This is a genomic window from Sphingomonas sp. CBMAI 2297 (assembly GCF_029870595.1).
GTDB lineage: Bacteria > Pseudomonadota > Alphaproteobacteria > Sphingomonadales > Sphingomonadaceae > Sphingomonas.
In genome coordinates, this window is the sequence record NZ_JAPDIR010000007.1 from 81,071 (window position 1) to 106,714 (window position 25,644).

Genomic DNA, 25,644 nt, shown 5'->3' on the forward strand with positions numbered 1-25,644 from the left:
GTCCATGGAACAGCTTTCCTCCAACAAGTCCCAGGGCGGCATGCAGGGCGTCTATCGCCACGCCTCCGCTGCCACCGGTACCGACATGACCTTCTCCGTCTTCGTGCCCGAGCATGGGCCCGGCGCGAAGCTGCCGGTGCTGTGGTTCCTGTCCGGGCTGACCTGCACCCATGCCAATGTCACCGAGAAGGGCGAATATCGGGCGGCATGCGCCCGGCACGGCGTGATCCTGGTCGCGCCGGACACCTCGCCGCGCGGGCCGGGCGTGCCCGATGACGAGGCCTATGATTTCGGCCAAGGCGCCGGCTTCTATCTCGACGCGACCGAGGCGCCCTGGGCGGCGCAGTTCCGGATGCGCAGCTATGTCGAGCAGGAACTGCCGGCGCTGGTCGGTGCGGAATTCCCGGCGGACATGGGCCGCCAGGGCATTACCGGCCACTCGATGGGCGGGCATGGCGCGCTCACCATCGGCCTGCGCAATCCGGGGCGCTTCCGCTCCGTCTCCGCCTTTTCGCCGATCGCCGCGCCCAGCCGGGTGCCCTGGGGCGAGAAGGCGCTGGGCGGATATCTCGGCGCCGATCGGGCGGCATGGCGCGCCCATGACGCCGTCGCGCTGATCGAGGACGGCGCCCGCCTGCCCGAGCTGCTGGTCGACACCGGCGCCGACGATCCCTTCCTCGACACCCAGCTCAAGCCCGAGCTGCTGGAGGCCGCCTGCGCCAAGGCGGGCATCGCGCTCACCCAGCGGCTCCAGCCCGGCTATGACCATAGCTATTATTTCGTCTCGACCTTCCTCGGCGCCCATGTCGCCTGGCATGCGGAGCGGCTGAACGCATGAGACACGACGTCCTCATCATCGGTGCCGGCCATGGCGGCGCACAGGCCGCGATCGCGCTCCGCCAGAACAAGTTCGAAGGCAGCATCGCGCTGCTCGGCGACGAGCCGGAGCTGCCGTACGAGCGCCCGCCGCTCTCCAAGGAATATCTCTCGGGCGAGAAAGCCTTTGAGCGGCTGCTGATCCGCAACGCGGCTTTTTGGGAGGAGCGCCAGGTGACGCTGCTCCCGGGGCGCACCGTCACCGCGGTCGATCCCGTCGCGCATGCCGTCACCGCCGATGGCGAGGCGATCGGATATGGCCAGCTGATCTGGGCGACCGGCGGCAAGCCGCGCCGCCTGGCCTGTGACGGCCATGACCTTGCCGGCATCCATACCGTGCGCACCCGCGCCGATGTCGACCGGATGATGGCCGAGCTGGACGGCGTCTCCCGCGTCGCGGTGGTCGGCGGCGGCTATATCGGGCTGGAGGCGGCGGCGGTCCTCGCCAAGCTCGGCAAGCAGGTGACCGTGATCGAGGCGCTGGACCGCGTCCTCGCCCGCGTCGCCGGCGAACCGCTGTCGCGCTTCTTCGAGGCCGAGCATCGCGCCCATGGCGTCGAGATCCGGCTCGGCGCGCAGGTCGCGGCGATCGAGGGCGAGGACCGCGTCACCGGCGTGCGCCTGGCGGGCGGCGAAGTGATCCCCGCCGACATGGCCATCGTCGGCATCGGCATCCTGCCTGCCGTCGAGCCGCTGCTTGCGGCGGGGGCGGTCGGCGGCAACGGCGTGCTCGTCGACGCGCAGTCCCGCACCAGCCTGGCGGACGTCTTTGCGGTCGGCGACTGCGCGCTGCACGTCAACCGCTATGCTGCCGACACGACGGTCCGCCTCGAATCGGTCCAGAACGCCAACGACCAGGCGACCGTCGCCGCGAAGACGATCTGCGGCATCGAGGCGAGCTATGACGCGGTGCCCTGGTTCTGGTCCAACCAGTATGACCTCAAGCTCCAGACCGTCGGCATCTCGGCCGGGCATGATGCCGCGGTGGTTCGCGGCGATCCCGCCGCGCGCAGCTTCTCGCTGGTCTATTATCGCCAGGGCCGGGTGATCGCGCTCGACTGCGTCAACGCGGTCAAGGACTATGTCCAGGGCCGCAGGCTGGTGGTGGAAGGGCTCGCCGCGGATCCGGCGGCGATCGCCGATGCGTCGATCCCGATCAAGGAAATCGCGAGCTAGCCGATCCTGACATAATGTCAGGTCTTGTTGACAATTCCCCGCGACTCGATATGTAAGGTATACCTGACAAGATGTCAGGTCATGGTGACATGCCGAACAACGGATGCGAAACCGGCTGAAAGTGCTGCGCGCCGAACGCGACTGGAGCCAGGCGGAGCTTGGCGGTCGGCTCGGCGTGTCGCGCCAGGCGGTGAACGCGATCGAGACGGGCAAGCACGATCCGTCGCTGCCGCTCGCGTTCAAGATCGCGCGCCTGTTCGCCATGCCCATCGAGGAGATATTTTTCGATGGCGATTCGGGAGGCGGGGATGACTGAGCAGACGGGCCCCGGCGAACGTGCCGAGGTGGCGCGCCGCAATCGTTTCTGGCTGATGATGTCGGGTTTCATGCTGCTCGGCGCCGTGATCGGCGGCACCCTCGTTGCGATCGAGAAGAGCCCGTCGGGCAGCCTGCCCGCGATCTGGGCGGTCGCGATCACGGTGATCTTCGTCGCCGTCCTGGGCGGCGGCACCTGGTATTTCTATCGCGATATCGACGAGGTGGAGCGACGGGACAATCTGATTGCGGGCACGATCGCGATCAATTTCTACGCGATCTTCTATCCTGCCTGGTTTTTCTTGTGGAAGGGCGGCCTGGTTCGCGAGCCCGATCACGAAATTCTGTTCGTGGCGACCGTGATTGTCATGAGCGCCGCCTATTTCTGGAAGAAACTTCGGCCCTGAAGGCCGCCCAACTGGAGTGATCCCGCGATGCTGAAGAAGAAGTTGCTCACCGTCCTGGCGGGCTTCACCGCTCTCGCCACGCTGCCGGCCGTTGCCTATGCCCAGGCCGCACCAAAGGCGGCCGCGGCGCCGGCCGCCAAGGAAGCCGATCCGGCGCTCTGGGTGGTCAAGGATGCCGACACCACTATCTATCTGTTCGGCACCGTCCATGTGCTTAAGCCCGGCCTCAGCTGGTTCGACAAGGCAGTGAAGGCCGCGTTCGACAAGAGCGACACGGTGGTGCTCGAGATGATCGAGCCCGAGCCCGAGGTGATCAAGGGAGTGATCATGAAAGCCGCGGTCGCGCCGGAGAGCGATCCCGCGCTCACCGCCAAGCTACCCGAGGATGCCCGGCCGGCGCTCGCGGGCGCGCTGGCCAGCCTCGGCATGCCGGCCACGGCGCTGGATCGCTTCGAGCCATGGTATGCGGCAATGATGCTCAACATGCTGCCGCTGGGCAAGCTGGGCTATGACCCGGCCAGTGGCGTGGAGGTGACCGTCACCGCCGCCGCCAAGGCCGCCAGCAAGCGGCTCGAAGGGCTCGAGACCTTCGAGCAGCAGATCGGCTTCTTCGACACACTGCCGGAGAACCTGCAGGTCAAGTTCCTGGCCAACACGGTCAAGGAGTTCGACAAGATCGGCCCGCAGCTCGACAAGATGGTCGACCAGTGGGGTGCGGGTGATCCCGATGCGCTCGGCGCGACGCTGAACGAGGAGATGCGCAAGACGCCCGAACTGGCCAAGGTGCTGCTCGCCGATCGCAACGCCCGCTGGGCGGACTGGATCGACGCCCGCATGGCCAAGCCGGGCACCGTGTTCGTCGCGGTCGGCGCGGGGCACCTGGCTGGCGCCGACAGCGTCCAGGCCTATCTCGCCAAGCACAATCTCAAGGCCGAGCGCGTTCAATATTGATTGCCCCGATATTGATGTGACGCCGTGAGCCGGGCAGGGATGGGCTGTCGAGCCGATCCCTGTTCCGGAGTTCCCGATGGCAAAGCCCCGTCCCCTTCTCGGCCTTCTCGCCGGTGTCGCCGCCGGGCTCGTCGCATCCGCGGCGATGGCCGCCTTTCAGCACCAGGCGGAGAAGCTGCTGCCGGAGGAGGGCGGGGACGAGGATCCGGCGACGGTGAAGGCCGCCGACCAGGCGAGCGCGGCGCTGGCCGGCGCGCCGGCGCCCGAGCCCTGGCGCGAGCCGGCCGGGCTGGCGGTCCATTATGTCGCCGGCGCGGTGCTCGGCGGCATCTATGGCGTCATCACCGAGTATAAGCCCGAGGCGAGCGCCGGGTTTGGCGGTGCCTATGGCATCGCCACCAGCGCGCTGCTCGACGAAGCCGCCGTGCCCGCCGCCGGCCTGGCGCCCGGACCCGACGACACGCCGCTTGCGCGGCACGCCTATGGCGTGGCTTCGCACCTGGTCTATGGCATCGTCCTCGAAGGGGTGCGCTGGCTGATCGCCGGCAAGCGCTGATCTCCTGGCGTTGCCGCGACGAAATCCTATATTGCAAGCGCGATCAGAACAGCAGCCGCTGGGCCGGCGCGTCGCGTCCCGCCGGTGCCCCGCCGCGACGGCGCGCATATTCGGTCTGCGCCGTGAAGCGCACGTCCTCGTCGCGATCGCTCAGGAAGGTGGCGAGCGAATCGTCGTCGATCTCGCTCCACTCCTTGCCGCGATCGGGCCCGAAGCGGACGCGCGGCAGCAGCCCCGGCGACTTGGACCATTCGACCAGCTGGGCGACGTCGACTTCGTTCAGCATGTCGCGCAGATGATGGGCGGTGACATAGGCGTCGGGAAAGGCGCGGTGCGCGGGCAGGCCGCGCTCGTGCACCAGCCCCTCGGGATTGCGCCAATAGCGCAGGAACTGGTTCGAGAAGCCGCCGCTGTCGGGCCATAGCCGCAGCGCGCATTTCCAGGTGCAGATCCAGTCGGCGCCGCGCGTGAGGGCCGGGGTGCAATATTGCTCCTCGAAGCTGGCCCGGTGCGCGGCCAGCGCCACGCGGCGCGGCCAGGGATCGAGGATCGGCCGGGCGACGTCGTGCCACCAGGGCGCGTCGGCGACGTCCTCGTCGCGGATATGGTGGATCGCCATGGTCAGCGGCGGGATCGGCCGGCCCGGATTGACCAGCCGGTTGCCGCCCTCGCCATGCAGCTCCCAGCGCCCGTCCTTGCCCATTGCGACGTCCTGCCAGCCGATCTCGCACACGGCATGGGCCGGCGGCTTGTCGCCGGTGGTTTCGAGATCGATGACACGGATGATGGGCGGATGGGATGACGCCATGACCCCCAAATGGGGGCTGAGCGGCGGAATTGCGAGTCGAATCGCCCCGATGGCCGATCAGGCGGTGGCGGCGACCCAGCGGCGGACGATGTCGCGCAGCGCATCGGCATGCGCGAGGACGTCCTCCGCATCGCGGAGCTGGATCACGCCGCGGTCCGGCGCCGGCCATTGCGCGAGGCCGGCGGGATCCTCGAACCGGAAGCCCGCCATCGCCTTCGCCGTTGCCCCGCGATGCAGCACGATCCGGATGCCGCCCTTGCGATCGATGCCGAGCGTCACCTTGTGATCCTGGGCGTCGCGGAAGCTCGGGGCGTTCCACTTCAATTCCTCGACCAGCCCGGGCGCCGCCTCGGCGACCAGCGCGCGCAGCGCCTCGACGGCGGCGCGATGCGCGGGATCGAGCGCGTCGAGGAATTCGGGAACCGATCCGGCTGCCATCAATGCCCCACCGTGTCTCCGCGCACGAGCCCGCTCTTCGCCAGCTGGTCGTCGATCTGGGCGAGCAGCCGGTCGAGCCCGGCCTGGTCCCGGGCCTCGGCGCGGGCGACGAGCACGTCCTGCGTGTTCGAGGCGCGCAGCAGCCACCAGCCATCGGGGGTGTTCACCCGGGCGCCGTCGGTGCGGTCGACATCGGCGCCATCGGCCTCGAGACGGTCCAGCACTTCGTCGACCACCGCGAACTTGCGGCTCTCGTCCACCTGGAAGCGCATCTCGGGCGTGTTGACCAGCCGGGGCATCGCGTCCTTCAGCTCGGTCAGCGACTTGCCGATCACATGGATCGCCTGGATCAGCCGGATCGCGGCATATTGCGCATCGTCGAAGCCGTAATAGTCCTGGGCGAAGAAGATATGGCCGCTCATCTCGCCGGCGAGCGGCGCATGGGTTTCCTTCATCTTGGTCTTCACCAGGCTGTGCCCGGTCTTCCACATCAGCGGCTTGCCGCCCAGCTCCGCGATTCGATCGAACAGCATCCGCGATGCCTTCACATCGGCGATGATCGTGGCGCCCGGCTCCACGCGCAGGACGGGTTCCGCCAATATGGACAGAAGCTGATCGCCCCAGATCACGCGGCCTTGCCCGTCGATCGCGCCCAGCCGGTCGCCGTCGCCGTCAAAGGCAAGTCCGAAATCGAGCTGCTTCTCCGCGACGAGCCGCTTCAGATCGGCGAGGTTCTTCTCGTCGGTAGGGTCGGGATGATGATTGGGGAAATTGCCGTCCACATCGGTGAACAGCGTATGGTGCTCACCGGGCAGCAGCTTGACCAGCTTCTCGATCACCGGGCCGGCGGCGCCGTTGCCCGTATCCCATCCGACGCGATAGGCGCCGCCGGCATAGCCCGCGATCAGCCGGCTGACGTACAGATCCTCGACATCGGCATCGGTCACCGTCTCGCTGCCGTCGCCTTCGTCCCAATCGCCTTCCGCCGCCATCCGGCCGAGCAGCTGGATCCGCTCGCCGAAGAAGCTGGTGTGCTGAAACACCATCTTGAAGCCGTTGTAATGGCCGGGATTATGGCTGCCGGTTATCTGGATGCCGCCATCCACTTCCAGCGTGGCCTCGGCATAATATAGCATCGGCGTCGGGCCCATGCCGGTGCGCACCACCGAGCAGCCCGACTGGGTGAGCCCGTCGATCAGCGCTTCCTCGAGCGCGGGCGAGGAGAGGCGGCCGTCGCGCCCCACCGCCACGCGCGTGCCGCCGGCGCGGCGCAGCAGCGTGGCGAAGCCGCGGCCGATCGCGCGCGCATCGTCGGTGCCGAGGGTCTGCCCCACGATCCCGCGAATGTCGTACTCGCGCAGCGAAGTGGGGTCGAAGCGATGCGTCATGATGCCTCCCGGGGGAATCTCTGCCGGCCTAATTCGCGAATATCGGGGAAAGTTCAATCCGGCTTCGGAGCGAAGCGGTGCGCGGTGCGGAAGTTTACGAAGTTTATGCCACCAGGGGCCGGATTTCCCGCTGCCTCATGGATGGAAGAAGAAGCGGGATCCCGGCGCAAGGCCGGGGCGACGGCAGAAAATCAAATATTCGTTCGGGTTCTCAACCCCAGGATCAGCGGCCGTGCCGCAGCAGCGTGTCGCGGGCCGAATTGATCCGCTGGGTCAGCTCGGCCGATCCGCCCTTGTCCGGATGCACCGCCGAGACGAGCCGGCGATGCGCCGAGCGAATCGCCTCGTCATCGGCATCGGCCGTTACGCCCAGGATCGCGCGCGCCTCTTCCTCGGGCATGCGCGGGCCCTTGGAGCGCGGCCGCAGCACGAGCAGGTACAGCGCGTAGAGGACCAGCGCCGCGAGGATCAGCTTCGCCATCAGGCGAACAGCGGCATGGTGACTTCGGGAAGCGCCAGCCCGGCCATCATCTCGCGCAGTTCCTGCCGCGCGGCGACGTGCGCCAGGCCCATCTCGCCGAACTCGCGGCTGTCGAGCATGGTCAGCCCCTGCGGGAACAGCTCGCGATAGATCACGCGCTCGGAAAGCCCGGAGATGACGCGGAAGCCGACCCGCTTGGAGAGCTGGTCGATCGCTTCCGACACGCGCTTCATGTTGCGCGCCTCGATGTGCTGCATGCGGTTGCGCAGCACCACCCAGTCGATCGTCTCGCCGTCCGCCTTGGCGCGGCGCTTGCGCGATTCCCAGATCAGCTCCGAATAGAAGCTGGGGCGGACGACCTTGAACGTATCGGGGTCGACCTGGCCGATCAGGTCGAAATCGACGAAGCTGTCGTTCATCGGGGTGACCAGCGTGTCGGCATTGGTGACGGCGATGCGCGCGAACTTGTCGTCGCGGCCGGGCGTGTCGATCACCAGGAAGTCCGCCCCCGCGCCCAGCCGGTCGAGCGCCTCGGAGAAATAGGCCATGCTCTCGCCGTCATGCGTGTCATAGACCGGCATCGGCAGCTCGCGGCCCATGCGCTTCGTCGTCGCGGCGCGATTGTCCAGATAGCGGCCCATGGTGCGCTGCCGGTGATCGAGATCGAAGCAGGCGACGCGCGCACCCTTCGACGCGAGCGCGATGGCGGTGTGGACCGCGGTGGTGGATTTTCCGGTGCCGCCCTTCTCGTTCGCGAATACGAGAACGTGCAGCCGCTTCGATCCTTCGCTCAACGTCCCAACATCCTTTATTGATCGATCGGCCCGCCCCCCATAGAAGGCCGCGCCTCCGTCTTATCGAAAGTGTTAACGCGTGCAAACAGTCCGTCAGCTCGAAGCCCTTCGCGAGGCGATCGCCGCCTGGCGCCAGGCGGGCGAGCGCATCGCCCTCGTGCCCACCATGGGGGCGCTGCATGACGGGCACATGGCGCTGGTCGACGCGGCCCGGCGCGCCGCGAACCGCGTGGTCGTCTCGATCTTCGTCAACCCGAAGCAGTTCGGCGCGAACGAGGATCTCGCCAAATATCCCCGCAAGGAAGCCGCGGATTCGCGCATGCTCTCGGGCGCCGGCGTGGATCTGCTGTGGATGCCCGCGGTGGAACTGGTCTATCCCGAAGGCTTCGCGACCAACGTCTCGGTCTCGGGCGTGAGCGAAGTGCTCGAGGGCGCGCACCGGCCCGGCCATTTCGACGGCGTGGCGACGGTGGTCGCCAAGCTGTTCAACCAGGTCCAGCCCGACATCGCCTTTTTCGGCGAGAAGGACTGGCAGCAGCTCGCCGTGATCCGCCGCATGACCCTGGACCTGAATCTGCCGGTCGAGATCCAGTCGGTGCTCACCCAGCGCGACGATGACGGCCTGGCCCTGTCGTCGCGCAACGCCTATCTGATGCCCGAGGAGCGCGCCAAGGCCGTGGCGCTGCCTCGCGCGCTCGGCGCGGCGGGCAAGGCGATCGCGGAGGGCGGCGACGTCGAGGCGGCGCTCGCCCAGGCGCGCGAGACGCTGGCCGCGGCGGGCTTCGAGATCGACTATGTCGCGCTCGCCGATGCCGGCACGCTGGCGCCCGTCGCCGCCTATTCCGCCGATCGGCCGCTGCGCCTGCTCGCCGCCGCCCGGATCGGCGCCACCCGGCTGATCGACAACATCGCGATACCCTGAACAATTACGGTTAACGCCGTTAACCATTTGTTTTGGATTCGAGTGCCAAACCCCATCCACCACGAAAGGGTGGAAAGGGGTAAGCGACATGGGCAGCAGCCTGAAGAGTGCGCGTTTCCTTATCGAGAGCCGGCTGCGCGACGCGGCCCGCGGCGATGCCAATGCGTGCTACGATCTGGGAATGGTCTATTCGAGCGGCGCGGACGGCATCGGCGTCGATCTGATCGAGGCGCATAAATGGTTCAACATCGCCGCTGTTACCGGCGACACGCGTGCGCAGGAATGCCGCGCCGAGATCGCCGAGGACATGACCGCGCGCGAGATCATCGAGGCGCAGAAGGCCGCGCGGGCCTGGCTCCGCGGTTTCGAGGTGCGGGCGGCCTGAGCCGCCGGCCCGGCCTCAATCGAGGCTGAGTTCCATGTCGACCCGGTGCATCCCGGGGCCCCAGCCATCGGCGATCCGGCCGCGCGCGCGTGCGCCGTGGCGCGCGAAGAAGGGCTCCGAGAGATGGCTGGCGGCAATGTCGATCACTCGGGCGCCGCCCGCCCTGGCCGATGCGATCGTCGCGGCGATCATCGCGCCGCCGGCCCCCGATCCCTGTGCCTCGGGATCCACCATGATCCAGTTCAGCCGCGCCCGGTCGCCGCGCAGCGCGACTCCGAACGCGGCGATCACCCGGCCGCCGCGCTCGTACAGCCGGTACGCGCCGGCATGGGCGCGCAGATAGGCGATGAATTCCGCGCGCTCGTTCGGCGCGAAGAAGCGCGGGCAATTGGCATCGAACAACGCCAGGCAGGCGGACAGGTCCGCCTCCCCGAACGCGCGGATGCCGGGACTCATCCCGCCTTCGCCGCGGCCTTTTTGGGCGCCGCCTTCTTGGCGGGCGCCTTTTTCGGCGCGGCTTTCTTCTTGCCCTTGCCCTTGGCCGGGCCCGCCGCCGCGCGCGCGTCGATCAGCTGGGCGGCTTCCTCGAGCGTCAGCTGGTCCTTGTCGATCGACTTGGGCAGCGTGGCATTGGTCTCGCCATCGGTGACATAGGCGCCGTAGCGGCCGTCCATCAGCTTGATCTCGGCCTCGGTGCGCGGATGCTTGCCGAGCAGCTTGAGCGGCTCGCGCGCGGCGCCCCGGGCCGGCCGGCCCGAATTCGCCGCCGCCTCGGCCAGCTTGACCACCGCGGCGTTCATGCCGGTCTCGAACACTTCCATGGTCGAGCCGAGCCGGGCGTATTTCCCGTCATGCGCCAGATACGGGCCATAGCGGCCGATCGAGGCGGTGATCGGGTTGCCGGTTTCCGGATGGTTGCCGATCACGCGCGGCAGCTTCAGCAGCTTGAGCGCCATTTCCAGATCGAGCTCGACGTCCTTGGGGATCGAGGCGCGGGCCGCTTCCTTGCCTTCGCCGAGCTGGATATAAGGTCCGAACCGGCCCGACTTGCGCTCGACGTTGAGCCCGGTGTCCGGATCCTGGCCGAGCACTTCCGGCCCGCTGTCCGCACCGTCCTCGCCGCCGGGCTGGGCAAAGCGGCGGGTGAACTTGCACTCGGGATAGTTGGAGCAGGCGATGAACGCGCCGAACTTGCCGCCGCGCAGCGCCAGCCGGCCATTGCCGCAGTTCGGGCACAGCCGCGGATCGCTGCCGTCCGCCTTTTCCGGGAACAGATAGGGCGCCAGGAACTCGTCGAGCGCCGCGGTGATGTCCGACGGTTTCTGCTCCATCACATCGGCCGTGCGGGGCTTGAAGTCCTTCCAGAATGCCTCGAGCACCGCCTGCCACTGGGCGCGGCCGCCCGACACGTCGTCCAGCTCCTCCTCCAGCTCGGCGGTGAAGTCGTAGTTGACGTATTTCTGGAAGAAGCGCTCCAGGAAGGCAGTCAGCAGCCGGCCGCTCTCCTCGGCGAAGAAGCGGTTCTTCTCGACGCGGACATAGGCGCGGTCCTTCAGCACCTGGATGATCGAGGCATAGGTCGACGGGCGGCCGATCCCCAGTTCCTCCAGCCGCTTGACCAGCGAGGCCTCCGAGAACCGGGGCGGCGGCTGGGTGAAATGCTGCTCGGCATTGACGGCCTTCTTGGCCGGCGTCGCGCCTTCGCTCATCCGCGGCAGGCGGCGCGAATCCTCATCCTCCGAATCGTCGCGGCCTTCCTCGTAGAGCGCGAGATAGCCGGGGAAGAGCACCACCTGGCCGGTGGCGCGCAGCCCATGCTGGCCGGTCGCGTCCTCCAGGTCGATCGTGGTGCGCTCCATCCGGGCCGAGGCCATCTGGCTGGCCAGCGCGCGCTTCCAGATCAGTTCGTAGAGCTTGCCATGGTCGCCCGAACCCGCGCGATCCTTGCTGAAATCGGTCGGGCGGATCGCCTCGTGCGCTTCCTGGGCGTTCTTGGCCTTGGTGGTGTAGACGCGCGGCTTGTCGGGCACATAGCTGCCGTCATAGCGCGTCGCCACGGCCTTGCGGGCCTCCTGGATGGCGCCGGGGTCCATCTGGACGCCGTCGGTACGCATGTACGTAATGGCGCCGTCCTCGTAGAGGCCCTGGGCGATCCGCATGGTGTGGCTGGCCGAGAAGCCGAGCTTGCGCGCGGCCTCCTGCTGCAGCGTCGAGGTGGTGAAGGGCGGCGGCGGGTTGCGCATCGCCGGCTTGGTCTCGACCGAGACCACGGTGAAGCGGCCTTCCTCGACCGACTTCTTCGCCGCCTCCGCGGTCTTGCCGTCGCCGATCGACAGCCGGTCGAGCTTGTCGCCCTTCCACTTGACCAGGCGGCTGGTGAACGGCGTGCCGTCCTGCTCCATGTCGGCGGTGACCGACCAATATTCCTGGGCCTTGAACCCCTCGATCTCGCGCTCGCGCTCGACGATCAGGCGCAGCGCCACCGACTGGACGCGGCCGGCCGACTTGGCGCCGGGCAGCTTGCGCCACAGCACCGGGGAGAGGGTGAAGCCGACGAGATAGTCGAGCGCGCGGCGGGCGCGATAGGCGTCGATCAGGTCGGTATCCAGCTCGCGCGGCTGCTCCATCGCGGTCAGGATCGCCGGCTTGGTGATCGCGTTGAAGGTGACGCGCTCCACTTCCTTCGGTAGCGCCTTCTTGTTCCGCAGCACTTCCTGCACGTGCCAGCTGATCGCCTCGCCCTCGCGATCGGGGTCGGTCGCGAGGATCAGCCGGTCGGCCTTCTTCGCCTCGTCGGCGATCGCCTTCAGCTGCTTGGACTTGTCGGCATAGGTCTCCCATTCCATCGCGAACCCTTCGTCCGGGTCGACGGAGCCGTCGCGCGCCGGCAGGTCGCGGACATGGCCGTAGGAGGCGAGGACGCGATAGTCCTTGCCGAGATATTTCTCGATGGTCTTCGCCTTGGCCGGCGATTCTACGATGACGAGCTGCATGGGGGGTAGGCGTTCCTCACGTGTACGCGTGTAAGGTGGGGAGGGGAGACGGGAGCCGTCAACCCGGTTGATCTGGAACCTCGCGCGGTTTTGCGGGTATCACTCGTCGAGGCCGAGGGGGAGCAGGATATTGCCCGAAGAGACAGTGCCGCCGCCGCCCCGCCGCCCGCATCGGCGCCTGTGGATCTTCGGAAGCGTCCTCGCCCTGCTCGCGGCGGCCGCCGGCGCCGGCTTCCTCTGGCTCCGCGCCGCGCTGGACGGGAAGGCCGAGCCGCCGCCCCGGGCCAGCGATGCCATCGAAGTGCCCAGGCAGGTCTCCGCGATCGACGTGCCGCTCGACGTGAACGTCTCCGTCCTCAGCCGCGCGCTCGAGCGGGCGGTGCCGCGCACGCTCTGGTCGATCGACCAGCGGATCGACAAGTGCGTGCCGGCGCAGCGGGTGAAGCTGTTCAGCAAGAAGCTCAAGGTCACGCCCGATCTTGGCTGCACCGTGGTCGGCACAGTCACCCGCTCGGCGATCCGCCTGCGCGGCGTGGGCGACGAGATCATCGCCGACGTGCCGATCCGCGCGACCATCGCCGCGCGCCATGTCGGCGGTTTCCTCAAGGGCAAGACCGCCACCGGATCGGCGATGGTCCATGCCCGGGTCCGCCTTTCGATGACCGCGAACTGGCAGCCCCAGGCGACCGTCCGCCTGGCCTATGACTGGACCGCGCCGCCGGGCATCGATTTCCTCGGCCGCCGCATCACCTTCGCCGACAAGGCCGACGAGAAGCTTCGCCCCGTGGTGCGCGATCTGGAACGCTCGCTGCCGCGCGAGATCGCCAGGCTCAACGTCCGCGCCCGCGTTGCCGAGGCCTGGCGGCAGAGCTTCACCTCGCTGCAGCTCAATGCCGAGAACCCGCCGGTCTGGATGCGCATCACGCCGCAGAAGCTCAACTATGGCGGCTATGGCCTGGCCGGGAACCGGTTGCGCCTGCGCCTCGGCCTGGCCGCGCTCACCGAGACGTTCGTCGGCCCGCGCCCCGAGGATCCCGTGCCGACGCCGCTGCCGCCGCTCGGCCGCGATGCGCATGGCGCGAAGCTCGCCTTCTTCATCCCGGTGATCGCCGACTATGCCCAGCTGGAGCCCGTGCTCCAGAAGGCGCTGGCCAAGCGCTCGCAGCGGCCCTTCGACCTGCCGGGCATCGGCCCGGTGGTGGCGCGGTTCGACAAGGTGACCGGCTATGGCACCACGGGCGGCCGCATCGCCGTGGGCCTGACGATCGCCGCCCGCCCGCAGAACGGCACGACCGAGACGCATGGCCTGGTCTGGCTCACCGCCAGGCCGGTCAACGCGCCGGGCTCGCAGCGCGTCCATTTCGAGCAGCTGGCCGTTTCGGGCGAGACCGACCGGATCGAGGGGGACCTGCTCGTCCGCCTCGTCCAGAGCCCCGGCGTCGCCGAGACGCTGGCCGAATCGCTCACCCAGAACTTCACGCATGATTTCGACAAGCTGCTCGGCAAGGTCCGGCGCGCCATCGTCCAGAAGCGCGCCGGGGATTTCGTGATCCGCGCCGACATCGCCGATGTGCGCACCGGCGAGCTCAAGGCGGCGGGGCAGGGGCTGTACCTGCCCGTCTGGGCCACCGGCACGGCGCGGGTGGAGTATCTGCCGGGCAAATAGCCGGCGGAAGTGCAGCCGTTTCCCCGATTCCCCGGCGCCGGTAAAGCTACGCCGGCATCTTCGCCCGCACCGCGTCGATATCCGCCGCCGAATGCCGCTCCGGCACGCGCTGGTCCTCCGGCCCCGTGCCGCGATTGACCAGCCGGCCGCGCTGCACGGCCTCGCGCGCGCCGACTTCCGCGACCCAGCGGTTGAAATGCGCATATTCGGCGGTGTTGAGGAACTCGGCCGCGCCCGGATAGGCGTCCCCGCGTGCGACGCCGCCATACCAGGGCCAGATCGCCATGTCGGCGATGGTGTAGTCGTCGCCCGCCATGTAGCGGTTGTCGGCCAGATGCGTGTCGAGCACGTGGAGCTGGCGCTTCACTTCCATCGCATAGCGGTTGATCGCATATTCGATCTTGTACGGCGCATAGACGAAGAAATGGCCGAAGCCGCCGCCCAGGAACGGCGCCGATCCCATCTGCCACATCAGCCAGCTCATCGTCGCCGCGCGCTTCGCCGGATCGCTCGGCAGGAAGGCGCCGAACTTCTCGGCGAGATAGACCAGGATCGCGCCGCTCTCGAACACGCGGATGGCGGGATCGACCGAATGATCGACCATCGCCGGGATCTTCGAGTTCGGATTGATCGCGACGAAGCCGCTGCCGAACTGGTCGCCCTCGCCGATATTGATCTTCCAGGCGTCATATTCCGCGCCCGCATGGCCGGCGGCGAGCAGCTCCTCGAGCATGATCGTCACCTTCTGCCCATTGGGCGTGCCGAGCGAATAGAGCTGGATCGGGTGCTCGCCGACCGGCAGCGCCTTGTCGTGCGTCGCGCCCGAGACCGGCCGGTTGATGTTCGCGAACTGGCCGCCGCTCGGCTGCTCCCAGGCCCACACCCGGGGCGGGACATAGCCGGCGGGCAGGTTGTTAGCGGGGTCTTGGGCGTCGGCCATGTCGGGGTTCCTTGTGGGGGAGGATTGCCCCGGCGATGTAGGAACCGTCCGGGGACTTGCTAGAGGCCCGACCCCCTCATTGCTTTCGCGCCATCTGCGCCACCATCCCGGCGATAATCTCCTTCCTGGCTTCCCCGGCCTTCCACTGCGCATATTCGCCTTTCAGCGCGAGCATGGCGTCAAAGGCGTCTGCGGCCTTATCGAAAAAGGCCTCCACATCGGCGACCGGCACCGCGCGCTCGCCAGTCACCTTGAGCTGCCATTCGCCTCCCTTTCTCGCGACCGAGGTTTCTTCCTTTCCCCGCACATATTTCAGGATCCGGCCTTCTTCGTTCTGCTCCCAAAGATCGTGGATGAGGCGGTTTCTCTCGGCATGCATCCAGCCCGAAAGCTCGGCTATCTGCGCCGCCAGCCGGCCAAACCAATCGCTGTTCGGCCGGCGGATGTGAGCCACCTTCTTCAGAATATCGAGCTGGGTTCGGAAGGGAGTCTCCGACAGGATGATGCGCTCGACATTCTCCTCGACGTGATCGCCGAGAACCACATCACGCGTGAATGCGCGGGTTATGTCCTCAACCATTCCCCAGATGACCACCACGGAGCCGAGGGCCTTCATCAGAGCGTCCAGATCATCCTTCTCTCCCGACATCGAGCCCTCTCCATTCTCGCCGACCCGCCCGCCGGCAGGCCGATATTTCCCCCGCGGCGGCGGAACGGCGGTTATTCCCTAGTCGTCGATTTCCACCCGGACGCACGCGCGAAAAACGCCGGTCTCGCCTTCCTCGCGATGCCAGACCTCCAGCACGTCGTAATAGTTGAAATACCCGCCCATCTCCTTGGAGATCGTCTCGCCTATGCGCGGCATGAAGGCGAAATCACCCTCGAACAGGGGCTTCATCTCGTCCTTCTCATAGACCTCGACGTTCGGCATGGCGTTCTCCCGATGTCCTTCTCGACCACCCGGCGAGCGCCCGCAACCAGACGTGGACCCTGGTCAGGCGAAACTTACCCGCCCGCCGGCATGGCGTTCCAATCGCCCCGCCAGTTCGAGTTCCAGCAGCACCGTCTGAACCAGCGCCGGCGGCATGCCGGACTGGCGGATGATTTCGTCGATCGGCACCGCTGCCGGGCCAAGCAGGGCGACGATCGCGGCGCGCTCCGCGTCGCTTGCATCCTGCGCTATCGGCCCCGCGAAGCGACGGGTCGGCGATCGCACGGCCCGTGGATCGATCGGGCGGATCATCTCCAGAATGTCGTCCACGCCCTGCACCAGGGTGGCGCCCTCGCGGATCAGCAGGTTGCAGCCCTGCGCCCGCGGATCGAGCGGCGAGCCGGGCACCGCCATCACTTCGCGCCCCGCCTCGGCGGCGATCCGCGCGGTGATCAGCGAGCCGGAGCGCGGCGCCGCCTCCACCACTACCGTGCCCAGCGCCAGCCCCGCGATGATCCGGTTGCGCGCGGGGAAGAAGCGGGCGAGCGGCTCGGTGCCCGGCGGCTGCTCGGCCAGCAACAGCCCCTCGCGTGCCACTCGCTCCTGCAGCTCGCGATTCTCGGGCGGGAAGGCGATGTCGATTCCGCTTGCGATCACGCCCACCGTCCCGCTGCCGAGCGAGCCGACATGCGCCGCGGTGTCGATCCCCCGCGCCAGCCCGGAGACCAGCGTTACTCCGGCCTCGCCCAGCCCGAGCGCGATCTGGCGGGCGAAGCGGCAGGCCGCGGCCGAGGCGTTGCGCGCCCCGACAATGGCGACGCTGGGCCGGTCGAGAAGCTCCGGCCGCCCCCGCAGGATCAGCGCGGGTGGCGCATTCTCCAGCTCGGCGAGCAGCGGCGGATAGTCCGCATCTCCGAGGAACAGATAGCGCGCGCCCAGCCGCTCGACGGCGGCGATCTCGCGCCGCACCGTGCCCGGATCGGCGATCACCGGTGCCCGCCCGCCGCCGCGCGCCGCGAGCATCGGCAGCGCGTCGAGCGCAGCCTCGGCGCTGCCGAAGCGGGCGATCAGCTGCGCATAGGTGACGGGGCCGATATTGGTGGAGCGCAACAGCCTTAGCCGCGCCTCGCGCGTGTCAGCCACTTTTCTTGCCGATGCGGGGCTCGGTGCCGTTCAGCAGGCGATCGATGTTGGCGCGGTGCTTCCACAGCACGATCATCGCCAGCGCGAGCAGCATCAGCACCAGGTCGATCCGCCCGAAAAAGGCGGCGCTCACCGGCGCGCTGATCGCCGCGCTCATCCCTGCGAGCGAGGAAATGCGCAGCACCGCCAGCAGCCCGAGCCAGACCACCGCGAACACGATCGCCGAGGGCCAGTGGAGCGCGAGCACCACGCCCATCATCGTCGCCACGCCCTTGCCGCCGTTGAAGCGCAGCCACACCGGGTAGCAATGGCCGATGAACGCGGCGAGCCCGCCCAATATCCCGCCGCCCGGCAGGAGCGCACCGGCGATCCACACCGCGGCGGCGCCCTTGGCGAGATCGAGCAGCAGAGTCGCCGCCGCCAGCCCCTTGCGCCCGGTGCGCAGCACGTTGGTGGCGCCGATATTGCCGGATCCGATCTGGCGCAGGTCGCCGGCACCGAAGAAGCGGGTGAGCAGCAGCCCGAACGGGATCGAGCCCAGCAGATAGCCGAGCAGCAGGATCCCTGCGGGAGCGAGCCATGGAATGTAGGTTGTCAATTCATCCCCCTGCGCTCGCCAACATAGTGGCTGGCGGAGCCGGTGCAATGACGCGGATGGTGCCCAATCGGATGTATCGGCCCGATGCATCGGCGCGAGGTTGACGCTGCCCCGCGCCCGGCCCATGCCGCGCGGCGATGTCCGACGACCGTCCCATCCTGTTCTTCGATTCCGGCGTGGGGGGGCTTTCGGTGCTCGCGCCCTGCGCGGCGCTGCTGCCGCACGCGCCGCTCGTCTACGTCGCCGATTCGGCCGGTTTCCCCTATGGCACCCGCAGCGAAGGCGAGATCGCCGCGCGCGTGCCCGCCCTGCTGGGCCGCCTCGCCGAGCGCTATGATCCGCGGCTGATCGTCATTGCCTGCAACACCGCGTCGACGATCGCGCTCCAGCATGTCCGCGCCGCGCTCGACGTGCCGATCGTCGGCACCGTGCCCGCGATCAAGCCCGCCGCGGCGATCAGCGAGACGCGAGTGATCGGGGTGCTGGGCACCGAGGCGACCGTGCGCCAGCCCTATGTCGACGATCTCGCGGCGCGCTTCGCCGGCGATTGCACGGTGCTGCGCCACGGCTCCGCCGAGCTGGTCGAGATCGCGGAGGCCGCGCTGGAAGGGGTGCCGCCGATCCCGGCGCGGATGGGCGCCGTGCTCGCCGGCCTGTTCGGCCAGCCCGGGGGCGAGCGGATCGATGTGATCGTCAACGCCTGCACCCATTTCCCGCTGGTCGAGGCCGAGCTCGCCGCCGCCGCTCCCCATCCGGTGCGTTTCGTCGATGGCGGTCCCGGCATCGCCCGGCGTGTCGCGCAGCTCACCCAGGGCCAGGGCTGGCCTTCGGCGCCGGTGCCGGGAAGGGCAGTGTTCACCGCGCGCAGCGCGCGGACCGACATGCTCGCGCCGGCCCTGGCGCGCTACGGTCTGGTCGGGATCGAGTCGCTCTAGGATGGATCGATATCTGGAGTGATGGAGCCACGAAGGCCCCCCTTCATCCCGTTGCCCCGGCCTTGTGCCGGGGGCCACGGCGCCTCGAGGCCAGCACCGGAAGCCTCCCGCCTGCCTCTCGGTGGACCCCGGCACAAGGCCGGGGTGACGGGCGGGGAAGTCCGCAACGCCCAAATGTCGATGCTGCCTAGGGTCCCCGCCTCGATCGGCGGATGCCGTCATCCCGCAGGCGAGGGCCAGGCGCGGAGCGGGAGCGGCAAGCCCGTCCTCTCCGGAGAGCGTTCGCGTGGCGGTGTCGCGATTCCGTTCCGCCCCGGATCCCCGCCCGCACGGGGATGGCGGAAGTGGGAATAGGCGTCCGGCTCCAGCCTTCAGGCCTGGACGCAGGGCGCGGCGGCGACGGCGATGTCGCGGAGCCGCGCCGAATAGCGATCGGCCATCTCCAGATGGACGCGACGCGCGGTCATGTCGTCGCTGCGCTCGGCATGCTCGCGCTCCTCGCGCTCGCGTCTGGCGAAATATTCCATGTCTCTGACGGTCATGGCCCTATGCTCCTGTTCCTGCGGGGAGCGCGTTAGGTCACTCGATCGCGGGCCGGCCCGATAGCCGAGTCGCTCGCGACGATTCCTGCTTACCACAAGTCGCGCCATTCCCGCAGCAATCCCTATCGATTTCGGACCAAAGGGATTTTGTCCTCGATCAAAGGCGGGATTCGGCGCTCCGATTAGGCATTATGTCCAACTGGAAATCGTCGGGCTTTGGCGATAGGAACGCAGGATGCACAGCGCAGACAGCCCCGCGCCCGTCGACTATTCCCGGGTTTTCTCGTCCGCGATCGACCGGCTGCACGCCGAGGGCCGCTACCGCGTCTTCATCGACATCCTGCGCAACAAGGGCATGTTCCCCAATGCGCGCTGCTTCGCCGGGCACAACGGTCCGAAGCCGATCACCGTCTGGTGCTCGAACGACTATCTGGCGATGGGCCAGCATCCCAAGGTGATCGCGGCGATGGAGGAGGCCCTTCACGACGTCGGCGCCGGCTCGGGCGGCACGCGCAACATCGGCGGCAATACCCATTATCACATCGAGCTCGAGCATGAGCTCGCCGATCTCCACGGCAAGCAGGGCGCGCTGCTCTTCACCTCGGGCTATGTCTCGAACGAGGCGACGCTTTCCACGCTCGCCAAGATCCTGCCCGGCTGCATCGTCTATTCGGACGAGCTCAACCATGCCTCGATGATCGCGGGCATCCGCAATTCGGGCTGCGAGAAGCGCGTCTTCCGCCACAACGACCTGGCGCATCTCGAGGCGCTGCTCGCGGCCGACGATCCCGCCGTGCCCAAGCTGATCGCCTTCGAGAGCGTCTATTCGATGGACGCCGACATCGCGCCGATCGCGGCGATCTGCGACCTGGCCGACAAGTACAACGCGCTGACCTATCTCGACGAGGTCCATGCCGTCGGCATGTACGGCCCGCGCGGCGGCGGCATCTCGGAGCGCGACGGCGTCGCCGACCGGCTGACGATCATCGAGGGCACGCTGGGCAAGGCGTTCGGCGTGATGGGCGGCTATATCGCGGCCGACCAGATGATCATCGACGTGATCCGCAGCTATGCCCCGGGCTTCATCTTCACCACCTCGCTCTCGCCCGTGCTCGTCGCCGGCGCGCTGGCGAGCGTGAAGCATCTGAAGGGCTCTTCCGGCGAGCGCGAGGGCCAGCAGGCCGCGGCGGCGAAGCTGAAGGCGATGATGGCCGCATCCGGGCTTCCGGTGATGCCGTCGACCACGCACATCGTGCCGCTGATGGTCGGCGATCCGGTCAAGGCCAAGAAGATCAGCGACATCCTGCTCGCCGAGTACGGTGTATACGTCCAGCCGATCAATTACCCGACCGTGCCGCGCGGCACCGAGCGGCTGCGCTTCACGCCCGGCCCCGCGCATGACGAGGCCATGATGCGCGAGCTGGTCGATGCGCTGGTCGAGATCTGGGGCCGGCTGGAATTGCGGCGCGCGGCGTAGGGGCAGTCAGTCGATTATGATCGACCGGTCTGTGCCGGGCACCGGCAGCGGATCGCCGAAACGCACCACTGCGCGCTTTGCATAGCCTTCGGCATTCGGCTCGCACATCGCCTGAACTACTTGCGCGGCCGCATCGATCACCCAGTAATGCGGTACGCCGGCTCGGCCATAGTCGAACAGCTTGATTCCCAGATCCCGTGAAAGCGTCGTGTCGGAGATTTCGATCGCCAGCAGGATATCCTTGCCGTCCGGCACGCGATCGCTCGGCAGACTGGCTGGATATAGGGCGATGTCCGCAGCACGAACCGACGTTTCGTCGATGCGGATTGCGAGATCCGATCCCATCTTGATCGGCATTCCTGCCAGTGCCTCATGAAGCAGCAGGGCGACCGATAGGTTGCGCTCGCCATGGCTGGGCAGGGCGGGCATCATCTTCTCGAGTTCCCCCTTGACCAGTTCGACCCGCATGTCCGCAAAGGCACCGAGCTTGAGCATGTGTTCGAAGTCGGCGGCCGTAAAGGCAACTCTCCAGTCGCTGGCGGGCGAGACGCGGACCTGCTGGTTCATGCTATGCAGACTAACACAAGCCTGCCCCCCGCGCGACTCAGTCCCGCGTCAGCGCCGCGCTCCACACATAGCCGCGCAGGGTCGAGCGGAAGTCGAGCCGCAGCCCCTGTTCCTCGGCGATGCGCTTCAACACCGCGGGCAGCGTGTCGCGCGGGAACACGTGGAAATCGTTGAGCGATTTGAAATGGAGCCGCTTCGCGAACCCCGGCAGCCGCTCATACTGGCCGAAATCGACGATGTGCAGGCTGCCGCCCGGTGCCAGCGCCCGGGCCCCCAGCTCGATCGCCTCCACCCAGGGCGGGATCATCGAGAGCGTATAGCTCATGAACACGCGGTCGAGCCGCTCGACGCCGAACAGCCGCTGCACGTCGAACGCGCCGGCATCGGCCTGGGCCAGGGTGATCCTGTCCGCGAGCCCGTTCTTCTCGACCGAGGCGCGCGCCGTCTCCAGCATCGCCTCGCTGATGTCGAAACCATAGAAGCGCGCTTGCGGGAAGCGCTTCGCCGCCACGATCAGGTTGCGTGCGGTGCCGCAGCCGACCTCGAGCACCGTCCCGCCCTTGGGCGGGTTCAGCCCGCGGATCAGCGCGTCGCGCCCGAGCAGGTAGAATTTCCGCGTGAAGTCATAGAAGTAGCGATGGAGCGCATAGGTCGCGTCCATCAGTCCCTTCTGGTCGGCACCCCCGGTCGCGGTGCTCATGCGTGCGGCTTCAGCGTCCAGACGTGCGTCGCGCCATAGACCGACGAACGGTCGCGGCGCGTCCAGTCGTCGAGCTTGGCCTGGTCCTCATATTCCCACTGGGACATGAGTTCCTCGGGGATATGGCCCTTCACCACATCGGGGATCGCCGCGGTGCGATAGAGCACGCGCGCGCCCGGCTTGGCGGTGCGGGTGATCTCGCCCCAGATGCGGGTGAGTTGCTCGTCGGTCATCCAGTCCTGCGCGTCGAGCAGGATGTAGCGGTCGAGCGACTGGGCCGGCATCGACTCGAGATAGTCGGCATAGTTGGTGTGGCGGATCTCGACCCGGTCGGCGCGCGCGCGCACCAGGTCCCAGTTCTTCGCCTCGAGATAGGGCGGCAGCGGCGCATCGGGGCCTTCGCCATAGCCGCGGCCAAAGGCCTGCCAGGCGTAGAAATTGTCCTTCAAGTCGAAATCGCAGGCGAGCTTGCGCAGGCGGCTGCGCAGCGCGCCGGTGATCCCCGCCTGGTCGTCGATCTTGAGCAGGTCGTACTGCGCCGGCGGGATGCCGAAGCCGAACAGGGCGGCGGGCTGGTCGACCAGCCAGCGCAGGAACTTCTTCTCGAAGAAGGGCGCGAAGCGGGTCTCGAAGATCTGGCGCTGCTCCTCGATGTTCTTCGCCTTCAGGATCTCGCGCGGGTCGATGCCGTAGCGGTTGGCGAGCCAGTGGACGAAGCCGATCAGGCGGCCGAGCAGGCCATATTTGTAGAAGCCGTGCCTGAACGCGTCGATGCGCCGGGTGCCGTTCAGGCCGCGGCGCTCCCAATAGTCGCGATAGGGCGCGTCGAGGTGCGGCGCGATATGCTGGCGATAGGCCTCGACATTCTCCGCCTTGTTCGCCTGGCCGAAGAAGCGGTGGAACGCAGCATAGTCGGGCAGGTTCAGCGCCGCCTGCTTCTTGAGGTTGTTGAGCGCGATGTGCGCCGGGTTCAGGTCGACCGCGGTGATCCGGGCCGGGTTCGCCGTCAGGTACGAGAAGACGTTGCATCCGCCCGAGGCGATCGTGACCATGTGATGGTCCGGCTGGAGCTGCAGCGCCTCCATGTCGATCACCGGGTCTTCCCAGATCTGCGGATAGACCAGGCCCCGGAACGCGAAGGTGAAGGCACGCTCGAGCAGCCCCTCCTTGGTGAGATGCTCGTGGCGGTGCACGGCACCGCGCACGGCGACATTCTTCGGCGTCTTGGTAATCGAACCCATCAGTGACTCCTGGGCGCCCGGCGGGCGGCGGCGTTCCGCCACGCCCTATTACCCCTTTGTGACGAACCGGCGTCACCCTTGGGTCAGGAGTGCTGTAAAATCAATCCCGTGTCATGCTCCCGGCCATCGGCCAGTCGCTGTCGCCGACGCGCTTCAGGGTCATTCTGAAGAAGGGGCGGGGCGGCCGGCCCCCCGCGAGGAAATCGCCGGTCTCCGTCCAGGTCGTGCCGTCGAAGCTGGCCTGATAGCGCACCCTGGCGTCGGGGCCGGCCGGCACTTCCCAGGCATAGCCCTTGTCGGTCACGGTCATCGCGAAGCTGCCCGATCGGCCGCCCGTATGGCTCGCCATGGCAAAGGCCTTCGCGGCGGGATCATAGGAGACGACGGCGAAGGCGTTGAACGGCACCTTGCCGTCGGCGCCGAACGACTTGCCTTCGATCAGCGTGATCGTGCCGCCGAGCAGCGTGCCGACTCGCTCGGTATGCGTGACCACCAGCTCCTTGCCGCCCGGCATCTGCATCCGGGCTTCGCCGCGCCATTTCCCGTGCATCCAGTCGAGCTTGTGCATCGCCTCGGCCTGGGCGGTCATTGCAGCGGTGTCGGCGGCCTGGGCGTGCGCCGCGACGGGCAGGGCGGCGGCGGCAAGCGCGACGGCTTGGCCAAGTATTGGGCCAGACATTGGGCCAAACATGGAGCGAAGCATGGGGTCTCCCGTTGCGATCGCGGGCGGCGCATGGCAGCCTCTCCGCCATGCCCGCCGCCCGGTCGCTCCGCATTCGCCCCGTCGCCCGCCCGGCCGGCAAGCGCGGTTTCGCGAAGCGTGCCCTTGGCTTCGCGAAACATGCCCTTGGATCCGCGAGGCGGGCATTGCCGGAGGGGGCGGGGCCGGGCTTTCCGCTCCTCTGGGTCGCCTGTCTCGCCGCGGCGGCGCTGATGATCGTCACCGGCGGGTTCGGCACCGGCGCGCTGCCGCTTGGTCCCCGCGCGGCCTTCTGGTTGCTGCTCATGGGCTGGAACGCGCTCAAATGGCAGGCGCTGTTCGCCTGGGGCGTGCGCAAGCCGGGCGACTGGCCGCGCGTCGCGCTGCTCGGCGCCATCCCGCTCAACCTGCCGCTGCCGTTCGAGATCCAGCTCTGCGGCGCGCTGATCGGCCAGAGCATGCGCGCGATGCCGTTCGAGGTCTGGATCAGCGCGGCGGCGATCAGCGCGGGGATCTTCGGGGTCTGCGCGGTCGTCGCCAGGATATTGCTGCGCCGGATGCGACCGGTACGTGCCGATACCGGCCTGCTCGCCCGCGCCCGGGTCGCCGCCGGCGATCTCGCGGCGATCGAGGCGGAGGATCATTATTGCCGCATCCATCGCCGCGACGGCCGCAGCGCGCTCGTCCATTATCGCTTCGGCGACGCGCTGAAGGAAGTCGCGGGGCTCGACGGCCTCCAGGTCCATCGCGGCGCCTGGGTCGTGGCGGAGGCGGTCGAGGGCGCGGAACGCGCCGGCCGCAAATGGCGGCTGCGGCTGGCGGGCGGCGGTAGCGTGCCGGTCAGCGCCACCCACGCGCCGGCGGCGCGGGCGCGGGGATGGCTGCGGGGCAGGGGCAATCCCTAGCCCGACCATGACCCCGGCCCTGTGCCGGGGTCATGGTCGGGCTAGGGAAAGGGCCTAATCCCGGCAATAGCCTTCGCCGGACTTCACCGTCAGGCAGTCCTTCTTCCCCGCCAGATACTTCAGGCCGGTCGCATCGCCGTCGCCGGCTTTGAGTTCCTGCCTGCCGTCGGGTCGCTCGAAGGCGATGCCCTCGCGCGTGCCCCTGCCCTCGAAGGTCCCCTTGTCGTCGAGCGTATATTGCATCTCGAGCTTGTAGGTGCCGGCGTCCTTGCCCTTGGCGACGACCAGATAGGTGCCCTCCACGCCCTTCCAGCGGCCGACCCAGTCGTCATGCGCCACCGGCTTGCCGGAGACTTGCTTCTTCAGGTCGGCAGCGCCCTCGGCAACGGCGTTGGCGATCGAGCCGCCCACCGCCACCGCGGCATTGCCCGCGCTCTCGGTGGCATTGGCGGTGGCGTCGGCCGCCTTGTCGGCGGCGTGGCACGCGGCGAGCGCCAGCGCGGGCGCCAGGATGAGCAGCGGGCGCATCAGCGGGTCGCCTCGTCGATCGCGTTGCCGACATGCTCGGCGCGGTTGCCGATGTCGCTGGCGGTATTGTCGATCGCCGCGCCGGCATCGTCGGCGGCGTTGCCCAGCGTGTTGCCCATGTCGTTCACGCTGTTCTCCAGCGAGTCGCCGGTCGCGTCCAGCGAGTTGCTCAGATTGTCCTGTGCGCTCTGCGAACAGGCGGCGAGTCCCAGCGCGAGCGCCGGGATCAGGGCGAAAATCGTCTTGCGCATCTTTCTCTCCGAATAGTCGGTCTAGCCAGC

General features: G+C 68.1%; 31 protein-coding genes. 12 read left to right on the forward strand and 19 right to left on the reverse strand.

Translation table 11 applies throughout. The features are described 5' to 3' along the window. The first annotated feature begins 4 nt into the window (after positions 1-4). The 6 genes from fghA (at position 5) to OMP43_RS11720 (ending at position 4,281) form a co-directional block, all read left to right on the forward strand. Positions 5-838 carry an S-formylglutathione hydrolase gene (gene fghA, locus OMP43_RS11695; RefSeq protein ID WP_280279898.1) on the forward strand — a complete coding sequence of 278 codons (834 nt, stop codon included), beginning with the start codon at positions 5-7 and terminating at the stop codon, positions 836-838. After that, positions 835-2,052, forward strand: coding sequence for an FAD-dependent oxidoreductase (locus OMP43_RS11700; protein ID WP_280279899.1), 1,218 nt, complete (start codon positions 835-837; stop codon positions 2,050-2,052). The genes fghA and OMP43_RS11700 overlap by 4 nt, the downstream gene beginning before the upstream one ends. A 103-nt stretch (positions 2,053-2,155) precedes the next feature. Next, a complete protein-coding gene (locus OMP43_RS11705; RefSeq protein WP_280279900.1) occupies positions 2,156-2,368 on the forward strand; it encodes a helix-turn-helix transcriptional regulator in 213 nt (70 codons plus the stop codon). Then, positions 2,361-2,774: a hypothetical protein gene (locus OMP43_RS11710; RefSeq protein ID WP_280279901.1), complete on the forward strand. Its 414-nt coding sequence runs from the start codon at positions 2,361-2,363 to the stop codon at positions 2,772-2,774. The genes OMP43_RS11705 and OMP43_RS11710 overlap by 8 nt, the downstream gene beginning before the upstream one ends. Positions 2,775-2,801: 27 nt before the next feature. Then, entirely contained in the window at positions 2,802-3,725 is a 924-nt protein-coding gene (locus OMP43_RS11715; RefSeq protein ID WP_280279902.1) for a TraB/GumN family protein, read from the forward strand. 76 nt (positions 3,726-3,801) lie between these two features. Beyond that, positions 3,802-4,281: a DUF1440 domain-containing protein gene (locus OMP43_RS11720; protein ID WP_280279903.1), complete on the forward strand. Its 480-nt coding sequence runs from the start codon at positions 3,802-3,804 to the stop codon at positions 4,279-4,281. Between the two features lie 43 nt (positions 4,282-4,324). On the opposite strand, the gene OMP43_RS11725 is transcribed toward OMP43_RS11720, so the two are convergent. From OMP43_RS11725 to OMP43_RS11745, 5 genes are all read right to left on the reverse strand, one after another. Further along, the gene (locus OMP43_RS11725; RefSeq protein ID WP_280279904.1) at positions 4,325-5,089 is read right to left on the reverse strand and encodes an exonuclease domain-containing protein; all 765 of its coding nucleotides are present in this window, start codon (positions 5,087-5,089) and stop codon (positions 4,325-4,327) included. Between the two features lie 57 nt (positions 5,090-5,146). After that, the gene (locus tag OMP43_RS11730; protein ID WP_280279905.1) at positions 5,147-5,527 is read right to left on the reverse strand and encodes a DUF1801 domain-containing protein; all 381 of its coding nucleotides are present in this window, start codon (positions 5,525-5,527) and stop codon (positions 5,147-5,149) included. Beyond that, positions 5,527-6,915 carry a phosphomannomutase/phosphoglucomutase gene (locus OMP43_RS11735; RefSeq protein WP_280279906.1) on the reverse strand — a complete coding sequence of 463 codons (1,389 nt, stop codon included), beginning with the start codon at positions 6,913-6,915 and terminating at the stop codon, positions 5,527-5,529. The genes OMP43_RS11730 and OMP43_RS11735 overlap by 1 nt, the downstream gene beginning before the upstream one ends. A gap of 223 nt (positions 6,916-7,138) precedes the next feature. Then, positions 7,139-7,396: a J domain-containing protein gene (locus tag OMP43_RS11740; RefSeq protein ID WP_280279907.1), complete on the reverse strand. Its 258-nt coding sequence runs from the start codon at positions 7,394-7,396 to the stop codon at positions 7,139-7,141. After that, positions 7,396-8,190, reverse strand: a complete 795-nt coding sequence (locus tag OMP43_RS11745) for a division plane positioning ATPase MipZ (protein WP_280279908.1) — start codon at positions 8,188-8,190, stop codon at positions 7,396-7,398. Before OMP43_RS11745 ends, OMP43_RS11740 begins: the two co-directional genes overlap by 1 nt. Positions 8,191-8,269: 79 nt before the next feature. On the opposite strand from OMP43_RS11745, the gene panC reads away from it, so the two are divergent. Together panC and OMP43_RS11755 are read left to right on the forward strand one after the other, a co-directional pair. After that, on the forward strand, positions 8,270-9,112 hold the full coding sequence (panC, locus tag OMP43_RS11750) for a pantoate--beta-alanine ligase (RefSeq protein ID WP_280279909.1): 843 nt from the start codon (positions 8,270-8,272) through the stop codon (positions 9,110-9,112). Positions 9,113-9,200: 88 nt separating this feature from the next. After that, positions 9,201-9,497, forward strand: a complete 297-nt coding sequence (locus OMP43_RS11755; protein WP_167301298.1) for a hypothetical protein — start codon at positions 9,201-9,203, stop codon at positions 9,495-9,497. Positions 9,498-9,512: 15 nt separating this feature from the next. Here OMP43_RS11755 and OMP43_RS11760 read toward each other — a convergent pair whose 3' ends face one another. Further along, positions 9,513-9,953: a GNAT family N-acetyltransferase gene (locus OMP43_RS11760; RefSeq protein ID WP_280279910.1), complete on the reverse strand. Its 441-nt coding sequence runs from the start codon at positions 9,951-9,953 to the stop codon at positions 9,513-9,515. Then, positions 9,950-12,490 (reverse strand): type I DNA topoisomerase, encoded by a 2,541-nt coding sequence (topA, locus tag OMP43_RS11765; protein ID WP_280279911.1) that lies wholly within the window; start codon positions 12,488-12,490, stop codon positions 9,950-9,952. The genes OMP43_RS11760 and topA overlap by 4 nt, the downstream gene beginning before the upstream one ends. 130 nt (positions 12,491-12,620) lie before the next feature. Between topA and OMP43_RS11770 the strand changes: the two genes are divergently transcribed. Then, positions 12,621-14,156 carry a DUF4403 family protein gene (locus OMP43_RS11770; protein WP_280279912.1) on the forward strand — a complete coding sequence of 512 codons (1,536 nt, stop codon included), beginning with the start codon at positions 12,621-12,623 and terminating at the stop codon, positions 14,154-14,156. Between the two features lie 46 nt (positions 14,157-14,202). Here the strand turns inward: OMP43_RS11770 and yghU are convergent, their stop codons facing one another. From yghU to plsY, 5 genes are all read right to left on the reverse strand, one after another. Next, positions 14,203-15,096: a glutathione-dependent disulfide-bond oxidoreductase gene (gene yghU / locus OMP43_RS11775; protein WP_280279913.1), complete on the reverse strand. Its 894-nt coding sequence runs from the start codon at positions 15,094-15,096 to the stop codon at positions 14,203-14,205. Positions 15,097-15,172: 76 nt separating this feature from the next. Beyond that, entirely contained in the window at positions 15,173-15,745 is a 573-nt protein-coding gene (locus OMP43_RS11780) for a hypothetical protein (protein WP_280279914.1), read from the reverse strand. 78 nt (positions 15,746-15,823) lie between these two features. Further along, positions 15,824-16,027, reverse strand: coding sequence for a hypothetical protein (locus OMP43_RS11785; protein ID WP_280279915.1), 204 nt, complete (start codon positions 16,025-16,027; stop codon positions 15,824-15,826). Positions 16,028-16,090: 63 nt separating this feature from the next. Next, entirely contained in the window at positions 16,091-17,170 is a 1,080-nt protein-coding gene (dprA, locus tag OMP43_RS11790; protein WP_280279916.1) for a DNA-processing protein DprA, read from the reverse strand. Further along, a complete protein-coding gene (gene plsY / locus OMP43_RS11795) occupies positions 17,163-17,768 on the reverse strand; it encodes a glycerol-3-phosphate 1-O-acyltransferase PlsY (protein WP_280279917.1) in 606 nt (201 codons plus the stop codon). The genes dprA and plsY overlap by 8 nt, the downstream gene beginning before the upstream one ends. 137 nt (positions 17,769-17,905) lie before the next feature. On the opposite strand from plsY, the gene murI reads away from it, so the two are divergent. Then, entirely contained in the window at positions 17,906-18,703 is a 798-nt protein-coding gene (gene murI / locus OMP43_RS11800; RefSeq protein ID WP_280279918.1) for a glutamate racemase, read from the forward strand. 371 nt (positions 18,704-19,074) lie between these two features. Here the strand turns inward: murI and OMP43_RS11805 are convergent, their stop codons facing one another. Next, positions 19,075-19,245 carry a hypothetical protein gene (locus OMP43_RS11805; RefSeq protein ID WP_280279919.1) on the reverse strand — a complete coding sequence of 57 codons (171 nt, stop codon included), beginning with the start codon at positions 19,243-19,245 and terminating at the stop codon, positions 19,075-19,077. Between the two features lie 235 nt (positions 19,246-19,480). Between OMP43_RS11805 and hemA the strand changes: the two genes are divergently transcribed. Continuing rightward, on the forward strand, positions 19,481-20,722 hold the full coding sequence (hemA, locus tag OMP43_RS11810) for a 5-aminolevulinate synthase (RefSeq protein ID WP_280279920.1): 1,242 nt from the start codon (positions 19,481-19,483) through the stop codon (positions 20,720-20,722). A 6-nt stretch (positions 20,723-20,728) separates the two neighbouring features. Here hemA and OMP43_RS11815 read toward each other — a convergent pair whose 3' ends face one another. The 4 genes from OMP43_RS11815 to OMP43_RS11830 form a co-directional block, all read right to left on the reverse strand. Next, positions 20,729-21,289: a Uma2 family endonuclease gene (locus tag OMP43_RS11815; protein WP_280279921.1), complete on the reverse strand. Its 561-nt coding sequence runs from the start codon at positions 21,287-21,289 to the stop codon at positions 20,729-20,731. Positions 21,290-21,326: 37 nt separating this feature from the next. Then, positions 21,327-21,989, reverse strand: a complete 663-nt coding sequence (locus OMP43_RS11820; protein ID WP_280279922.1) for a class I SAM-dependent methyltransferase — start codon at positions 21,987-21,989, stop codon at positions 21,327-21,329. Beyond that, entirely contained in the window at positions 21,986-23,230 is a 1,245-nt protein-coding gene (locus OMP43_RS11825) for a DUF3419 family protein (protein WP_280279923.1), read from the reverse strand. Before OMP43_RS11825 ends, OMP43_RS11820 begins: the two co-directional genes overlap by 4 nt. A 100-nt stretch (positions 23,231-23,330) precedes the next feature. Beyond that, on the reverse strand, positions 23,331-23,909 hold the full coding sequence (locus tag OMP43_RS11830; protein WP_280279924.1) for a DUF1579 family protein: 579 nt from the start codon (positions 23,907-23,909) through the stop codon (positions 23,331-23,333). 35 nt (positions 23,910-23,944) lie between these two features. Between OMP43_RS11830 and OMP43_RS11835 the strand changes: the two genes are divergently transcribed. Beyond that, the gene (locus OMP43_RS11835) at positions 23,945-24,835 is read left to right on the forward strand and encodes a LytTR family DNA-binding domain-containing protein (protein WP_280279925.1); all 891 of its coding nucleotides are present in this window, start codon (positions 23,945-23,947) and stop codon (positions 24,833-24,835) included. Positions 24,836-24,889: 54 nt separating this feature from the next. On the opposite strand, the gene OMP43_RS11840 is transcribed toward OMP43_RS11835, so the two are convergent. Both OMP43_RS11840 and OMP43_RS11845 read right to left on the reverse strand, forming a co-directional pair. After that, positions 24,890-25,363 carry a hypothetical protein gene (locus OMP43_RS11840; RefSeq protein ID WP_280279926.1) on the reverse strand — a complete coding sequence of 158 codons (474 nt, stop codon included), beginning with the start codon at positions 25,361-25,363 and terminating at the stop codon, positions 24,890-24,892. Next, a complete protein-coding gene (locus tag OMP43_RS11845; protein WP_280279927.1) occupies positions 25,363-25,614 on the reverse strand; it encodes a hypothetical protein in 252 nt (83 codons plus the stop codon). The genes OMP43_RS11840 and OMP43_RS11845 overlap by 1 nt, the downstream gene beginning before the upstream one ends. Between the last annotated feature and the right edge of the window lie 30 nt (positions 25,615-25,644).

What these genes read in the sequence shown, in the direction of transcription:
- OMP43_RS11830 (WP_280279924.1), bottom strand. Translation starts at nt 23,909, where the DNA reads ATGTCTGGCCCAATACTTGGCCAAGCCGTCGCGCTTGCCGCCGCCGCC.
- OMP43_RS11805 (WP_280279919.1), bottom strand. Translation starts at nt 19,245, where the DNA reads ATGACCGTCAGAGACATGGAATATTTCGCCAGACGCGAGCGCGAGGAG.
- OMP43_RS11735 (WP_280279906.1), bottom strand. Translation starts at nt 6,915, where the DNA reads ATGACGCATCGCTTCGACCCCACTTCGCTGCGCGAGTACGACATTCGC.
- OMP43_RS11755 (WP_167301298.1), top strand. Translation starts at nt 9,201, where the DNA reads ATGGGCAGCAGCCTGAAGAGTGCGCGTTTCCTTATCGAGAGCCGGCTG.
- OMP43_RS11760 (WP_280279910.1), bottom strand. Translation starts at nt 9,953, where the DNA reads ATGAGTCCCGGCATCCGCGCGTTCGGGGAGGCGGACCTGTCCGCCTGC.
- murI (WP_280279918.1), top strand. Translation starts at nt 17,906, where the DNA reads ATGTCCGACGACCGTCCCATCCTGTTCTTCGATTCCGGCGTGGGGGGG.
- OMP43_RS11720 (WP_280279903.1), top strand. Translation starts at nt 3,802, where the DNA reads ATGGCAAAGCCCCGTCCCCTTCTCGGCCTTCTCGCCGGTGTCGCCGCC.
- yghU (WP_280279913.1), bottom strand. Translation starts at nt 15,096, where the DNA reads ATGGCCGACGCCCAAGACCCCGCTAACAACCTGCCCGCCGGCTATGTC.
- hemA (WP_280279920.1), top strand. Translation starts at nt 19,481, where the DNA reads ATGCACAGCGCAGACAGCCCCGCGCCCGTCGACTATTCCCGGGTTTTC.
- OMP43_RS11845 (WP_280279927.1), bottom strand. Translation starts at nt 25,614, where the DNA reads ATGCGCAAGACGATTTTCGCCCTGATCCCGGCGCTCGCGCTGGGACTC.
- OMP43_RS11825 (WP_280279923.1), bottom strand. Translation starts at nt 23,230, where the DNA reads ATGGGTTCGATTACCAAGACGCCGAAGAATGTCGCCGTGCGCGGTGCC.
- fghA (WP_280279898.1), top strand. Translation starts at nt 5, where the DNA reads ATGGAACAGCTTTCCTCCAACAAGTCCCAGGGCGGCATGCAGGGCGTC.
- OMP43_RS11700 (WP_280279899.1), top strand. Translation starts at nt 835, where the DNA reads ATGAGACACGACGTCCTCATCATCGGTGCCGGCCATGGCGGCGCACAG.
- OMP43_RS11710 (WP_280279901.1), top strand. Translation starts at nt 2,361, where the DNA reads ATGACTGAGCAGACGGGCCCCGGCGAACGTGCCGAGGTGGCGCGCCGC.
- OMP43_RS11840 (WP_280279926.1), bottom strand. Translation starts at nt 25,363, where the DNA reads ATGCGCCCGCTGCTCATCCTGGCGCCCGCGCTGGCGCTCGCCGCGTGC.
- OMP43_RS11785 (WP_280279915.1), bottom strand. Translation starts at nt 16,027, where the DNA reads ATGCCGAACGTCGAGGTCTATGAGAAGGACGAGATGAAGCCCCTGTTC.
- OMP43_RS11740 (WP_280279907.1), bottom strand. Translation starts at nt 7,396, where the DNA reads ATGGCGAAGCTGATCCTCGCGGCGCTGGTCCTCTACGCGCTGTACCTG.
- OMP43_RS11725 (WP_280279904.1), bottom strand. Translation starts at nt 5,089, where the DNA reads ATGGCGTCATCCCATCCGCCCATCATCCGTGTCATCGATCTCGAAACC.
- OMP43_RS11730 (WP_280279905.1), bottom strand. Translation starts at nt 5,527, where the DNA reads ATGGCAGCCGGATCGGTTCCCGAATTCCTCGACGCGCTCGATCCCGCG.
- OMP43_RS11705 (WP_280279900.1), top strand. Translation starts at nt 2,156, where the DNA reads ATGCGAAACCGGCTGAAAGTGCTGCGCGCCGAACGCGACTGGAGCCAG.
- OMP43_RS11715 (WP_280279902.1), top strand. Translation starts at nt 2,802, where the DNA reads ATGCTGAAGAAGAAGTTGCTCACCGTCCTGGCGGGCTTCACCGCTCTC.
- OMP43_RS11815 (WP_280279921.1), bottom strand. Translation starts at nt 21,289, where the DNA reads ATGAACCAGCAGGTCCGCGTCTCGCCCGCCAGCGACTGGAGAGTTGCC.
- OMP43_RS11820 (WP_280279922.1), bottom strand. Translation starts at nt 21,989, where the DNA reads ATGAGCACCGCGACCGGGGGTGCCGACCAGAAGGGACTGATGGACGCG.
- OMP43_RS11780 (WP_280279914.1), bottom strand. Translation starts at nt 15,745, where the DNA reads ATGTCGGGAGAGAAGGATGATCTGGACGCTCTGATGAAGGCCCTCGGC.
- topA (WP_280279911.1), bottom strand. Translation starts at nt 12,490, where the DNA reads ATGCAGCTCGTCATCGTAGAATCGCCGGCCAAGGCGAAGACCATCGAG.